This is a genomic window from Bradyrhizobium sp. 25ACV, from assembly GCF_054863005.1.
In genome coordinates this window covers 38,425-50,972 of sequence record NZ_JAVAYO010000016.1, presented here as the reverse complement: position 1 = coordinate 50,972, position 12,548 = coordinate 38,425, and the positions used below count along the sequence as shown (strand labels likewise).

Sequence of the window (12,548 nt, the reverse complement as noted above, 5' to 3'; positions counted from 1 at the left end):
CGGCGCGCGGTCGGAAGGGCTGGAGGCACAGCAGTGATCCGCGCCATGGTCCGACGTGTACTCGTGCTGGCGGCGGCTTTTGCCACTGCCTTGACGCCGGTCATTTGTCTTGGCGAAAGCAGCAAGCCGTTGCCAGCCAAGGCAACGAGGGAACTACCCGCTGAGCTGCTCTCGCTGCTCGAACAGAAGAAGATGCCGAAATATTCACCTATCGTCGTGCGCCTGTTCAAGGAGGAGGCCGAGCTCGAAGTCTGGAAGCAGGACGCGACCGGCCGTTTCCAGATCCTCAAGACCTATCCGATCTGTCGGTGGTCAGGCGATCTCGGGCCGAAATTGCACGAGGGCGACCGACAGGCTCCGGAAGGGTTCTATGCGATTACACCTGAGCTGATGAATCCCAACTCGAACTTCCATCTTTCGATCAACCTCGGCTTCCCCAACACGTTCGATAAGGCGAACAAGCGCAACGGGAGCTTCCTCATGATCCACGGCGACTGCTGGTCGAGCGGTTGCTATGCCATGACCGACGAACAAATAAGCGAAATCTATTCGCTGGCACGCGACTCATTCCTCGGCGGCCGGCCGTCGTTCCAAGTCCAGGCCTATCCATTCCGCCTGACGCCGGCAAACCTGGCGCGGCATCGAAATAGTCCCAACCTGGCCTTCTGGAAAATGCTCAAGATCGGCAACGATCATTTCGAGACGACGCGACTCGAACCAAGGGTGGATGTGTGCGACCGCCGCTATGTGTTCGATGCGCAACCTCCCCCGAATTCGCCGTCGCCTCCAGTGTTCAACCCTACCGAAAAATGTCCCCCCTTCGTCGTCAACCCGGACATCGCGCGGCGGGCGCTGGAGAAGAGGCGCTCCGACGAGCTCGAATACGCGCGATTGCTTGAAGACAATTTGCCGGCTGCCCCGATATACAGCGGACTGGACGGCGGAATGAACAAGGCATTCCTCACACAATTTCCGGGCAGAGTGACGCTTGCGAAAGTCATGCCGTATGCATCCTACCTGCCGCAATTGCCACCGATCCCCTGGATCGACAATGACGGCTCGTTGACGAGTAGATGGTTTGGCAGCTCGTTGGACAAGCCGCCGGAGTGTAATCCGACGCGTGTCGGCGTCCCGTCAGGTCGGTGCTGAACGCTCGTGTGGCGTCCGCGGTGGATTCATCAGAAGAGGACGGCATCGGCATTCCGTCCAGGGAATGCTGGCGGCGTCGGAGCGGAGACCTTGAAAAAAAGTTCGTCCCGGCTTGCTGAACCAAAGCAAATGGCAACGAGTCCGCCTCCGCCCGGCGGGCTTCGGCGCGACAGCCTTGCGCAAACTTTGTTTGCGAAGGCTGGCGGAGGGAGAGAATTTAGAAAAAAACTTGCTCGACCGCTGCGCGTCAGGTGCTCTCGCTAGGATGAGAGGCCGGAGCTAAACGGCTCTCCGTTAACGAGAATTCGCCGCGCAAAGCCCAAAGAAAATCACATCTGCGCCCAAGAGCCCTTGCCGTCTGACGGCGGCGTCGGTTCCGCGAGCCATATAGCGACAGCGAGCAAGTCCGAGCAGGCCAGTCGCCCTCTCGGCGAGCACCACTTTGTAGGCCATCTCCCACTATCGGCCGATCCTCATATCGACCGGAGTTCAGCTATCGTGATCCACCTGACTCCTACAAGACGTTGCCGCGATTGGCCATCTGCAAAGTTGCGCCGCATCGGACGGAAGTCCGCTCATGGCGGCAGAGCGGCCCAGATTTTCTCCACCTGAATTCTTCGCGTTTTGACCCTTAGCCGACCTTGGCATAGCCGACCTTGGCGCGCTGCCCGCCGACCGTCAGCTTTTGACCCGAAGCCGCCTTTCGATGATCGCGCGCGTTCCAGCACAGGAAGAATGTTGAGCTTGGCCAGATAGCCGGCCCGTGGAGGGCGCGCGCATAGCGGCCTTCGGCCCAACCGCATCTGTGTCCGCCCTAACGTTTTGCGCGGATTTGCCACGATGCGCGGGAAAGGCCGCGCAAGAAGCTCCGAATGGGAGACCTTGGTGCAGGGCCGATAAGGCCTGCCGGGTGCGCGCAGTACCGGATTGGCCGAGCGGTCCGTGTGGACAATCCGGCCTCTCTGGGGAAAACAGACGAATAGCCCGCGGCGTGTCTAGGCGGGTACAGGCACTTGCCCCCGCAAGTTCTAGGCTGCTGTCCAGGCCAGATCGATTCAATACTGAGCGAAGACGATCTCAAGCTCTATCGAGATTGCGCAAGCGACATTGCGAACATCGCAGATCCGCTCGCGGACCGAGCCCTGCTGCGCTGGTTTGGCCGTACGGAGAGCAATTGGTCGGAGACTAGAATGAAAGTTAATTTCAAAGCTGCCGTGGCTACGCCGTTTTGCCCGTGCGAACTCTGCCTGGAGCCAATGAAGTTTTTGGGAGAGCACGGCGGGTCCCAGCTATTTAGGTGCGATGAGTGCGCCCTCGTAAGCACCCAACGTGCAGAGGCTCTGCTGTCTCGGCAGACGGAATTTGCGACGAGGAGGCCGTCGATGTGGCGCTGACAGGAACCGCCCTCGGTTCCTATGATCACCGAAGCCATCAGCTTATCGTCTCTCTTCGGCAGCACACTGAACTGCCACTTGCCAGGAGGCCCCATACTTCAGTGTTAATGCGCGAAGAATATCTTGTGCTTCACAAAAGCGGAACTTACGTGAAGCCGCTCGCGCCCGGCGAAGATCTTCTCGCTTCACAATAGGAACGTCTCCGTTCCGGATGCTTTCTGGAAGTCGACGAGCCGGAGCTGGAGGCGCGGCCATGAAGCGCCACGCCATGAGCAAGTATTTCAGTAATGGCGCTGGCCACGTACTGCGCCATTACAACAGTGCCGTGCTGCTGTTCAGCTGGCAGGGCAAGCCCGACGGATCGGCCCGCTATGTCGAGCACGTCAACCGCTACGTCCGCAATGGCGTGGAATATCCCAGCCTTGCCGCCCTGCTCCGCGGCGTCGAGGCTGAACACGCTTACAAAGAGACCTGATATGCAGCTGCCCCGCAGAACGTCCCACGCTCTTTTTCATTGGCTCAGATCAAAGCCACGAGGGCCTGACCGGATCCACGAAATGAAGCACGACGGTTACCGAATGCTGGTCATTTGAGAATGAGCGCGTCCGTCTGCTCTCTCGCAATAGCACCGACTGGGCCAAGCGGTTATCCCTGGATCGCTCGGAAGCATATTTTGAAGCGTTAAAAACGCGTGAGTTGAAAAAGAATCAACAGGCCCCTTAGCCCACGTCCGGGTCCGCCGATGCTTGAGGTCCGATGAAAGCCCTTAGCGACTCAAGCTGAGGGGTTGCTAAGCAGAATGTAGCCGTCCTGGATTCCGCCCGCTGGGAACCATCAGTCTCCTTCGGCGTTATGGCTGGTTCGGCGGCCCAACGGGGGAGTCCGCCCTTTGCCTTCCATACAGCCTTGGCCTCCGCGTGAGGCTCCCTCTCGCCCCCAGAGACGCCTTTATGTCCAATGTCGAGGAATTTCCGGTCTCCGCCCGTCGCCAGCCGACGGAGTTCGAGGCGCTAGTCGCGGCCGGTCAAACCGCATTGGATGCCCTTCCTGGGGCGGTATACCTTTGTGATGCTGAGGGATGGCTGGTGGCTTATAACACCGAGGCGGTCAAATTATGGGGCCGGGCCCCAGGCCCTGGCAAAAAGGAACGCTTCTGCGGTTCGCACCAACTCTACCTACTCGACGGAAATCCGCTCGCCCCTGGCGACTGCCCCATGGCCACGGCGGTTAGGATTGGAACGCCGACGCGCAACGCCGAAGTCGTCATGGCGCGCCCGGACGGCTCTCGCTTCACTGCCCTAGTCAATATCCGAGCGTTGCGCGACCACTCCGGGATCATCCAGGGCGCCATCAATTGCTTTCAGGACATCACAGGACGCAAGGAGATTGAAGAGGAAGTCCTGCAGAAGACGCAGGACCTGGAGGACTTCTTCGAGAACAGCGCGGTAGGCCTTCATATTGTCAGCGGCGAAGGCATTATCCTTCGCGCCAACAAAGCCGAGCTGGGTCTGCTTGGGTACAGCCCGGAAGAATACATTGGCCGCCACATCGCGGAGTTCCATGCCGACGCCCCGGTGATTGGCGACATCCTCCAACGCCTTTCCTGCGGCCAGCCACTCGATCGTTATCCCGCGCGATTGCGGGCGCGTGATGGATCTGTGAAGCATGTGCTGATTACGTCAAACAGCCGATTTGTGGACGGCAAGTTCGTCAACACGCGCTGCTTCACCGTTGATGTCACGGACTTGCAAACCGCCAATGAGGCACGGCAGGCCAGTGACGCCAGACTTGCAGCAACGTACGAGGCCGCCATCGTCGGTATATCTGAAGCAGACGAAAGTGGCCGCTTAGTGCGGGTAAATGATTCTCTTTGTCGGATCACGGGACGCTCGCGCGACGAACTGCTGGGGATGACGTTCCTTGACTATACCGATCCGGATGACCGAGCGAGGGATGCCGAGCTCTATGCTGCTCAGGTGCGCGGCGAGGTCGAGAACTACACGATCCGCAAGCGTGCACTGCGGTCTGACGGTTCTGTGCGCCATCTCGACATCTCCAGTTCGTCGGTGCGCGATGCGAGTGGTCGCTTTCTTTACGGCGTGCGTGTTGCCCAGGACGTCACTGCCACCAAGCAGTTGGAGGATCGTCTCCGCGAAGGCGAACAGCGCATGCGCGATCTCCTTGAGGCGCTGCCCGCAGCGATCTACACCACTGATGCCGAGGGCCGTATTATTTTTTTCAACCGAGCCGCGGTCGAAATGGCGGGCAGAACACCCCAGCCTGGTGATGAATGGTGCGTAACTTGGAAACTTTATTCGCCCGACGGTTCGCCTCTGCCGCACAATGAATGTCCAATGGCAGTGGCGCTGCGTGAAAACCGCCCGGTTCGCGGGGCCGAGGCAATCGCCGAGCGCCCGGATGGCAGACGCGTGCCGTTCATTCCCTACCCGACGCCGCTGCGCGATGGGGAAGGAAACCTGATCGGCGCCATCAACATGCTCGTCGACATCAGTGAGCGCAAGCAGGCAGAGAATGCCCAAAAGGTGCTCATCGACGAACTGAACCACCGTGTCAAGAATACGCTTGCCACGGTGCAGTCCCTCGCGAGCCAGACCGCTCGCCATGCTGCCGATCTGCAGGAGTTTCTGCCGACGTTTACAGGACGGCTGTTGGCCCTTGCTCGTGCCCACGACCTTCTCACGACACGCAATTGGCAAGATGCTCCCTTGGAGCAACTGGTTCACGACATCGTCGCGCCGGTCTCTGGCGGACGGGTTGTCACAGGCGGGCCGAACGTCGATCTGGACGCGCGTACCGCACTGAGTATTACCATGGTTCTAAACGAGCTTTTGACCAATGCGGCAAAATACGGCTCATTGTCCGTGCCGGGCGGAGCCGTGTCGCTCACCTGGAGGATCGTCGACAGCGAACGGTCTCAAATCGCGCTACAATGCGAATGGAGCGAACGCGGAGGTCCACCGGTTACGCCACCCAAGCGCCGAGGCTTCGGCACGCGACTGATGGAGCGTTGCGTCGAACATGATCTCGCCGGTAACTTCGATTTGGTCTTTGATCCAGAGGGGACCCGCTGCCGCATGCTGTTTCCCATTAGGCTGACGTCCGCCAATGTCTGAGTTACACGGCGCTAGGGTCTTCCTCGTTGAGGATGAAGGGCTGGTCGCCCTTATGATCGAGGACATGCTTGAGGAGTTGGGCTTCAAGGTTGTCGCTTCTGCTGCTCATCTAAAAAGAGCATGCGAATTAGCGACTACCGGCTCCTTCGATCTAGCGCTGCTGGACGTAAACCTTGCTGGAGAATTTGTTTTCCCGGTAGCCCGCGTCTTACGCGGTCGAGGCATTCCCTTCCTTTTCAGCACCGGCTATGGCGAACCGCCCTTGGAAGAGGAGTTCAAAGATGCGCCTGCGATCGGCAAGCCGTTCTCGCTCGACCAATTGAGGGAAAACTTGCGGACGCTTCTATCTCCTTCCTGAGTCTTCACGTCGAGGATTGGTCTGACGTTACGACAGCGGTTTCGCGAAGATAATATGGGCCTGAGGCGATGCGCGGTATCCCTGAGGGAGTGGACGGAGAGACTTGATTCCGAATTTTGAGGCGTTCTAAAATGTTCGCGGGACGGCGGTACAGACCAGAGCGCACAGTGCAAGAATACAGAGCCTATCTCATCGATCAGGCCGGCCATATTACCGGCCGGATCGACCTCATTTGTGAGGACGAGGACGCTGCGCGACACCGTGCCAAGCAGCTGGTCGACGGTCATGCAGTCGAGCTGTGGTGCGGCAAAGAAAAGATCGAGCGGTTCGACCCGCCCCCGCGGCCGCAGCACTGACGGAGGTGCACGGCAACAGTGCTTTTGTTCGAATTCGTTGAGCTGGATCAAAGGTTGCCGCTGCGGGTCAGGACCCATGTAACCATGGCCGAGCCTAAGCCAAGCAAGCCGGACCCGTCGCGGCGTGCCAACAAGGAGGTGCGGCAGAGTGAGATTCGGTGCACCATCAAAGAGTATGCAGATGATCTTCGGGAGATCATCAAGAAGTTACGGCAGAAGCTGAATTGATGAATCCGGCCGATTCCTTCCCTGAGGGGAGCGGCTCGATTGCCCCAGAGAGAGTGGACGGGCATGCGGTTCAAGAGAGCCGCCTGCGCCCCGTATCGAATCACATATGTTTTTGCCGGAACCGGCACAGTCGGGAAAACTTGGCGGTCCCAGGATGCCTGTAAGATTTGAGTTTGGATTTTGAAAGCCGGGAGGGCCGCCTTGGCGGCCCTTTGTTGTTAAGCGCGCTTGAAGGGAGTGCGGAGCTCCCTTGACGAAACCGAACAACGCGGCACAGAGGGAGCGAACATTGTCGTTTCTGCTCCCCTTTCGGTGAACGCCTGATTGGTCTGGCTGTGGCCCGTCGCTGACCTTGTGCCAGAGCGCTGCGAGGACCGCTTTGGAGAAGTAAGCCGGCCAAGGTAGTGCTGCCTCACGAGGGCAGCCTTTGACCCCATTGCAAACATCGATTGCTGTTTCTGGGTAACCCGAACGATCTGAACAGCGCTCTGCCATAGTCGTGATTATAACCATTACTGGTATTCTCGACGGGTGGTAGATCCGTCACCACGGTGCGGCTCGGCACCGAAACGTACCCGTCGCCCGAGGCTCGTCTGCCTACCCCCGAAAATCAATGCTCCGCAGCACGATCCCTGGTGGCGTCCCTTCGAATTCGCAGGCGCGGTATTTGCTGGCGGCGCAGGCTTCGATGCGGTCGCGCAAGCGGGCGAACTGGGCTTCGCGGTGCTCGGGCGCGACCTTGGGCCCGCGTTCGAGATCGTCCATCGCGGAGGTCGAGATCGCGCAACCGATCTCGCGCGGGCCGTCCTGCATGGAGAACAGCACGATCATACGGTCGTATTCGAGGCCGATGTAGCGGCCGCTGGTGAGGGTCATGACGGGCTCCTGTGCGGTCGGTTCGCTGCCTTCTTTGTCCCCCGCCTTCGCTGAAGCTACGGCGAGGCAAGCCCGCTTTCACCCACGGCCTTCGCCAAGGCTGCGGCCCGGCAAGCCGCAAGTGAGGCCGACCGCCCGCATTGCGTCCGCGTCTTCCCGCGCGTGACGAGAAGCGAGCGGCCGAAATCGCCTCAGCTCTCCTCCGACAGCCGGGCGAAATCGTCAAACAGCGCGGAGACCAACGCGCGGTGGCGCGTGTCCTCGACCGGCAAGCTGGCGGCATAGAGGTTGAGCAGATAACGCGCCTTCACCGCGGCTTCGGACCAGGACGCGGCGGGCACTGTCATCAGGCGATTTTCGAGATCGGCCTCACGCTCGCGCAGCTGCCGGACATTGTTCTCGACGTCGGCGAGCGCGCGGCGCAAATCGGTCGCCTTCTGCGCGGCCATGCCGCGATGCTTGTCGAGATCGACGGGATGATCAGTCATTAGCAAGGCCCGCGTCGCCGACGACCGCCGCCGCAAGGTCGGCCGCGGATCGAGAGCATCTCGACCGAGCCGAGCACGCCTTCCACGGGCACGATGATGGAGGTGCCGACGCGGCGCCAGGCCGAGACGGTATCGCTGTCAATCTTCTCCTCGTCAGTAATCACCGGATAGACGCCGGCGGGCAGCATGCGCTCGATGCCGTGAATGCGGAATGGATGCCTAGACGCGATGGTTGCCCGCCGCGAACGGATGGTCATGCACGCCTGCCTTGCTGCGACAGCGGCCCCAAACCGACGCCGATGATCGCAACCATGCGCCTCCTCAGCAGCAATAGCCAGCATTATCGTCGCGGGGCGTTTTAGTCCTCGCTATTGGTGCGCGGCAGGCGTAGACTCTGATCCATCACCGCATCTTCCGCTACGGCCTCGACCGGTGACTGAGGGTCACGTGCGCTCCCGCCGTCAAATCAGTCGTCAGGGCGTCGCCTCGTCGTGCCCGCGCAGGAGCATGCGATGTCGCGCTTTCGCGCCTCGGAGTGGATCGTCCCGCCGGTGATCGTTCCGCTGTTTCTTTTGTTGCTGGTCTGCGCGGCGGCCCTGCTCAATGGCTAAACGCACGCGCGTGCCCTGGCTCGTCAGCGGGACGAACGAATACGGCAGCGCCAATCTCGGGCGCAGCAGCGCCACTGCCGCATTGCGGCTGGCTCGCAAACTGCTGCGCGACGGCACCATGGACGTGCGCGTCTGCACGCCGCGCGGGCGCGTGCTGCAGGCGAATGAACTCGGTGAACTCGGCCCCCAGCAAAGCGACATGGCACATCAACGCGGCAACCGCGAAGCCAAGAAGCTGAAAAGAAAGCCAAGGTTATAGTGACCGCACCGACCCCCAAAGATGCTGCCTCGCAGCCGCATTTCGGACTGGCGAAGAAAAAGGAGATGGCGTTTTCGCGCTCCATCAGTCTACGGGGTCGCCCGCAGCTGGCGTCCGACAACGGTACTTCGGGACTCCAGGCGCCGCGAAGATGAATGTCGCCAGCTTGCACAAGCTATCTGCGCTGACAATTGCAATCACTAAGCTGCAATCCAAACCGGAAAAGGATGAGTTGATCTGCAAATGCCGGGAATGACAAAATTGCTCACCAGTCCTACTCATGGCCCTCCCTTTGTTGGCACAAGCCGGGCAAACCGCCGAAAAGCTGTCGCTGTCAGACCGTGAGCAGGTTAAGTCTGACCGTGCGAAAGCGGCTGTGGAGGAGAAAAACTCGTCAGCGGCCCGGCCTTGGGATCGCGACGCTGACGGCAAGCGGCCATGGGAGCGGAAGACCCTTTTGCCTTCAGCAAATCCAAAACCATGACCGCCGCGGCGGGCCTGACCATATTTCTTGGCTATGCAAATGCCCGTCGCGCGTGGCCAATGTAGTGCTAGCACTCTAGTCGACATAGCCTGATGCTTGAGCGCAGCTTGAGGAACATGATCAAAGCCGCCGGCAGTATTTGGAGTTGGCTCGGTGCCGGGCTGGTCATATGGCTCACATACCAAATGGTCGTTGTCGGAATGCCGGCAGCAAAGCATTTCCTCGATGTGTGCCACCTCAGAGAACTGGAAGCTATTCCACGACCCCCGACCCAGCTCGACTATCACAAGACCGTTGAAACATGTGACGAGCTAATCCGAGCCACCCAGCCTCAAAAAATTCCCTGACGTCCGCGGCATGGGCCGAAACGCTGGGTGAGACCGATGTGCCTCGATTAGGGATAATTTTCCTTAGGAACGCATCGGTAGCCTAAGGCTTGTACTTTAGCCGCGCCGACCCGGCGCGTTGCGGCAACTAATGGATTGTATGAGGAAGAACGCGAACAAGCGCCATGACGCTCGGACCGTTTGCTTTCGGCCTTCTCAACCCTTGCTAGGAGCCATCACAGCCTGGATGGCGCATCAGAGCGATCTTCCGAGCTTGTCCGAAGCGATTAGCCGCCTGGTTGAGCTTGGACTTGCATCCGATACCCACCAGGATCGGCAGAATCGGCGCGCCCGAAAAATGGCGGGCGATACGATAGATGGTATCGGCGACATGGCGACGACGGCAGACAACCGCGCAAGCCGCAACCGCGATCTGATTGATGGCCCCGAGGAGTTCGACCGGGTGCGGCTCGATGGCCGGAGAAATAACAGCGGTATTTGAGCGGGGGTAGCCGCCAAGATCGGGCCACCCGCCACACAAGATGAGGCTACACGATGAGGCAGCAATATCGAACGGCCGCGATCGACGCGGCGAATAAGTTTTTCAAGGAATTGTCAGAGAATACCGCGACCGATTACGAGAAGGCGCAACTGGCCCTTCAGGCGAATAGAGAGCGGCTAAAGGCTGAACGTCTGGCAAGAGAGGCCGAGAGGCAAGCCCGGCGCGACTGGGCGCAATAGTCATGGCGCGATTTTACTTCGACATACGGCATGGGGAGGCGCTCGCCGTTGACGAAGAGGGCTTGGATCTGCACAGTCAGCGTGCTGCCGAGATCGAGGCAGCTCTTTCTCTCGCTGATATTGCCAGAGAACTCGATCCGCGCGCGAGCAGCGAAGACCTGGCCATCGAAGTTCGGGATACCAACAGCGTCGTTGTCCGCGCGACATTTATTCGCGAGAAAGCGCGCTTCATCAATTAAATCATCGAGAGCACGACAATTCCATCTTCGAGCTCGCCCGAAGCAAGACGTGCCCTCGCCTGACGCTCAAACTCCGTTCGGTGCTTCTGGAGATAGCTGAATGCCTGCTTCTGAGTGCTGAATGTCGTGGCAAGCCGGCACAAATGCCGATCTGCGCCGGAGGCGAGAAAGAAGGTGATGGTTCCGTGATTCGGCTTGATCCTAGGCACGAGCTGCGGTCTCCGGCATGTGACCGGCTCGTCGAGTTTCGCCGGCAGCGTCGAGCACGACTATCGCGCCTGTTTCTTCGAACGCTTCTTGAGAGTCGGCTCGGGCGTCAGACGAGCTTCCTCCGCTTCCTTTGCCTCACGGGCCTCTCGGAGGCGTGCCATGTTCTTGCGAACTTCGATGCCTTGCCACTGCACGTCGGCCAACGCTCGCGCCCCTTCTTCTGCGGCCAGTCGCTTGCGTTCGAAACGTGCGACGCTTTCGGGTGACAGGTCCGCCGTTTTCCTCGTCATCATCGTTCACCCGGCTCCGTAAACGACCAAAACCCGCTCAATCCTGGGATCGAGCGGGCAGAGTCACCGTTTCAGTACATCCGTGAAACGGCAGCACGATATCAAGCCAGCGAGAGGTTCTCGGCGCTGACTTTGCCTCGCATCTTATCAGTCTTGGTCTCGAAGTTGACCTTTTGGCCCTCTGCGAGGCCGGCGAGGCCAGCTCGTTCAACGGCGCTGATGTGAACAAACACATCGTTGCCGCCGTCGTTGGGTTGAATGAATCCAAAGCCCTTCTGGCCGTTGAACCACTTGACCGTACCTGTCGTCATTCTCTTCTCCAAAGCGCGCAAGCGCATCCCGCCTGACAATCAGGCGGTTATTTTCAACTTCGTCGATGTCTTTGGAAAAGGAGCCTGCGGGCGCATTCAACAAGGCACAGCGGCTGATCGAACAAATTCTATATATACTACCTTTACGAGTTTGCAAGGAGCGAAGCCAGTTTGTTTTGTTGCAACCGACTTCTTCTGTTCCAATGAAGTTGCGCCGCGCCTGTCCACTCATGTTGGCACAACGTCACCGATTGACAGCGCTGCACAGCGGTGCTCACGTTCGGGCTTCAAGACTGCTCGCCCTCACGTACGAATGACTCGGCCGAGCTGCGACGAACATCGCCGTACGATCTCTTCCAGATCAGAACGAAGCTCCTGCGCAATTGGCTGCCTGCAGGACGTGTCGCATTAGCAGCCCGGGAGCATCAATTTGCAGGTACTCGTTAGAGACAACAATGTTGAGCAGGCACTTCGTGTTCTCAAGAAGAAGATGCAACGCGAAGGCGTCTTCCGGGAGATGAAGCAGCGCCGTTCGTACGAAAAGCCATCTGAAAGAAAGACTCGCGAAAAATCAGAGGCTGTTCGTCGCGCTCGCAAGCTCGCCCGAAAGCAGGCGATCAGGGAGGGATTACTCCCGGCTCCCCCGAAAAAGAAACCATTCGAACGGAAGCCGCCCTTGCCCGAGATCAAAGCCCGGGCGGAGTAGACGCAACCTTGGTTGCGGAGGTCCCGCACTTGATGAACGTGTCCTCGGCGCTCTGGAGGCTTCAAAGGCCTTGCCACGACCTATTGCATGACGGTACTCGCTAATTAATTGTCGGCTCCTGGCCCTTTTGCGGACCTTCACTTGGGCGCGCGGTCTTGTCCGTCCCACGGCTATGAACTGACTTGGGACAAGCTAGCCTCTAAGAGTAGGCTTGAGGCGTTCCGATGCCTCTGCAGCTTCTTACGAATGGCTTGGCCAAATATCGCCTACCCTCCGCCGGTACCCTCATTACAAGTTATCCGGGCTTCGTCCTCCTCTGACTTCGGAGAGCAAGTCAGCGGCAATTTGCAGGCTGTTTCGCACTTCCTGAAGCCTCTGATTTGATGGA

The 12,548-nt window shown here is 59.3% G+C and carries 16 protein-coding genes; 10 read left to right on the top strand and 6 right to left on the bottom strand.

Features of this window, described 5'->3' with window-relative positions; all coding sequences use genetic code 11:
* Positions 1–33 precede the first annotated feature (33 nt).
* The 5 genes from RAD04_RS30165 to RAD04_RS30145 all read left to right on the top strand — a co-directional run bounded on the left by RAD04_RS30165 (position 34) and on the right by RAD04_RS30145 (position 6,391).
* Positions 34–1,149 (top strand): L,D-transpeptidase family protein, encoded by a 1,116-nt coding sequence (locus tag RAD04_RS30165; RefSeq protein ID WP_461626712.1) that lies wholly within the window; start codon positions 34–36, stop codon positions 1,147–1,149.
* A gap of 1,647 nt (positions 1,150–2,796) precedes the next feature.
* Complete coding sequence (locus RAD04_RS30160) at positions 2,797–3,018, top strand: hypothetical protein (protein ID WP_461626711.1); 222 nt, start codon at positions 2,797–2,799, stop codon at positions 3,016–3,018.
* A 475-nt stretch (positions 3,019–3,493) separates the two neighbouring features.
* Positions 3,494–5,677: a PAS domain-containing sensor histidine kinase gene (locus RAD04_RS30155; RefSeq protein WP_461626710.1), complete on the top strand. Its 2,184-nt coding sequence runs from the start codon at positions 3,494–3,496 to the stop codon at positions 5,675–5,677.
* On the top strand, positions 5,670–6,035 hold the full coding sequence (locus tag RAD04_RS30150; protein ID WP_461626709.1) for a response regulator: 366 nt from the start codon (positions 5,670–5,672) through the stop codon (positions 6,033–6,035). Before RAD04_RS30155 ends, RAD04_RS30150 begins: the two co-directional genes overlap by 8 nt.
* Positions 6,036–6,202: 167 nt before the next feature.
* Complete coding sequence (locus tag RAD04_RS30145; protein ID WP_461626708.1) at positions 6,203–6,391, top strand: hypothetical protein; 189 nt, start codon at positions 6,203–6,205, stop codon at positions 6,389–6,391.
* Positions 6,392–7,216: 825 nt separating this feature from the next.
* Here the strand turns inward: RAD04_RS30145 and RAD04_RS30140 are convergent.
* From RAD04_RS30140 to RAD04_RS30130, 3 genes are all read right to left on the bottom strand, one after another.
* Positions 7,217–7,495, bottom strand: coding sequence for a DUF1488 family protein (locus tag RAD04_RS30140; RefSeq protein ID WP_026202373.1), 279 nt, complete (start codon positions 7,493–7,495; stop codon positions 7,217–7,219).
* Between the two features lie 191 nt (positions 7,496–7,686).
* On the bottom strand, positions 7,687–7,983 hold the full coding sequence (locus tag RAD04_RS30135) for a hypothetical protein (RefSeq protein ID WP_407116284.1): 297 nt from the start codon (positions 7,981–7,983) through the stop codon (positions 7,687–7,689).
* Entirely contained in the window at positions 7,983–8,240 is a 258-nt protein-coding gene (locus tag RAD04_RS30130) for a hypothetical protein (RefSeq protein WP_461626707.1), read from the bottom strand. The genes RAD04_RS30135 and RAD04_RS30130 overlap by 1 nt, the downstream gene beginning before the upstream one ends.
* 346 nt (positions 8,241–8,586) lie before the next feature.
* Here RAD04_RS30130 and RAD04_RS30125 point away from each other — a divergent pair, with 346 nt between their 5' ends.
* From RAD04_RS30125 to RAD04_RS30110, 4 genes are all read left to right on the top strand, one after another.
* On the top strand, positions 8,587–8,853 hold the full coding sequence (locus RAD04_RS30125) for a hypothetical protein (protein ID WP_461626706.1): 267 nt from the start codon (positions 8,587–8,589) through the stop codon (positions 8,851–8,853).
* 1,057 nt (positions 8,854–9,910) lie between these two features.
* A complete protein-coding gene (locus RAD04_RS30120) occupies positions 9,911–10,165 on the top strand; it encodes a hypothetical protein (protein WP_461626705.1) in 255 nt (84 codons plus the stop codon).
* 53 nt (positions 10,166–10,218) lie between these two features.
* Entirely contained in the window at positions 10,219–10,404 is a 186-nt protein-coding gene (locus RAD04_RS30115; RefSeq protein ID WP_461626704.1) for a hypothetical protein, read from the top strand.
* Positions 10,405–10,406: 2 nt separating this feature from the next.
* Positions 10,407–10,643, top strand: a complete 237-nt coding sequence (locus RAD04_RS30110; protein WP_461626703.1) for a DUF6894 family protein — start codon at positions 10,407–10,409, stop codon at positions 10,641–10,643.
* Here the strand turns inward: RAD04_RS30110 and RAD04_RS30105 are convergent.
* The 3 genes from RAD04_RS30105 to RAD04_RS30095 all read right to left on the bottom strand — a co-directional run bounded on the left by RAD04_RS30105 (position 10,640) and on the right by RAD04_RS30095 (position 11,454).
* Positions 10,640–10,852: a hypothetical protein gene (locus RAD04_RS30105; protein WP_461626702.1), complete on the bottom strand. Its 213-nt coding sequence runs from the start codon at positions 10,850–10,852 to the stop codon at positions 10,640–10,642. The genes RAD04_RS30110 and RAD04_RS30105 overlap by 4 nt on opposite strands.
* 60 nt (positions 10,853–10,912) lie before the next feature.
* A complete protein-coding gene (locus RAD04_RS30100; protein WP_461626701.1) occupies positions 10,913–11,146 on the bottom strand; it encodes a transcriptional regulator in 234 nt (77 codons plus the stop codon).
* A 98-nt stretch (positions 11,147–11,244) separates the two neighbouring features.
* Positions 11,245–11,454 carry a cold-shock protein gene (locus tag RAD04_RS30095; protein ID WP_025035182.1) on the bottom strand — a complete coding sequence of 70 codons (210 nt, stop codon included), beginning with the start codon at positions 11,452–11,454 and terminating at the stop codon, positions 11,245–11,247.
* Positions 11,455–11,884: 430 nt separating this feature from the next.
* Here RAD04_RS30095 and rpsU point away from each other — a divergent pair, with 430 nt between their 5' ends.
* Positions 11,885–12,160 carry a 30S ribosomal protein S21 gene (rpsU, locus tag RAD04_RS30090; RefSeq protein ID WP_092257117.1) on the top strand — a complete coding sequence of 92 codons (276 nt, stop codon included), beginning with the start codon at positions 11,885–11,887 and terminating at the stop codon, positions 12,158–12,160.
* The last annotated feature ends 388 nt before the right edge of the window (positions 12,161–12,548 follow it).

Bases quoted from the DNA above. Each gene is read 5' to 3' on its own strand.
- RAD04_RS30100 (WP_461626701.1), bottom strand. From the start codon at position 11,146: ATGATGACGAGGAAAACGGCGGACCTGTCACCCGAAAGCGTCGCACGT.
- RAD04_RS30155 (WP_461626710.1), top strand. From the start codon at position 3,494: ATGTCCAATGTCGAGGAATTTCCGGTCTCCGCCCGTCGCCAGCCGACG.
- RAD04_RS30135 (WP_407116284.1), bottom strand. From the start codon at position 7,983: ATGACTGATCATCCCGTCGATCTCGACAAGCATCGCGGCATGGCCGCG.
- RAD04_RS30150 (WP_461626709.1), top strand. From the start codon at position 5,670: ATGTCTGAGTTACACGGCGCTAGGGTCTTCCTCGTTGAGGATGAAGGG.
- RAD04_RS30110 (WP_461626703.1), top strand. From the start codon at position 10,407: ATGGCGCGATTTTACTTCGACATACGGCATGGGGAGGCGCTCGCCGTT.
- RAD04_RS30160 (WP_461626711.1), top strand. From the start codon at position 2,797: ATGAAGCGCCACGCCATGAGCAAGTATTTCAGTAATGGCGCTGGCCAC.
- RAD04_RS30095 (WP_025035182.1), bottom strand. From the start codon at position 11,454: ATGACGACAGGTACGGTCAAGTGGTTCAACGGCCAGAAGGGCTTTGGA.
- RAD04_RS30125 (WP_461626706.1), top strand. From the start codon at position 8,587: ATGGCTAAACGCACGCGCGTGCCCTGGCTCGTCAGCGGGACGAACGAA.
- RAD04_RS30140 (WP_026202373.1), bottom strand. From the start codon at position 7,495: ATGACCCTCACCAGCGGCCGCTACATCGGCCTCGAATACGACCGTATG.
- RAD04_RS30115 (WP_461626704.1), top strand. From the start codon at position 10,219: ATGAGGCAGCAATATCGAACGGCCGCGATCGACGCGGCGAATAAGTTT.
- RAD04_RS30120 (WP_461626705.1), top strand. From the start codon at position 9,911: ATGGCGCATCAGAGCGATCTTCCGAGCTTGTCCGAAGCGATTAGCCGC.
- RAD04_RS30130 (WP_461626707.1), bottom strand. From the start codon at position 8,240: ATGACCATCCGTTCGCGGCGGGCAACCATCGCGTCTAGGCATCCATTC.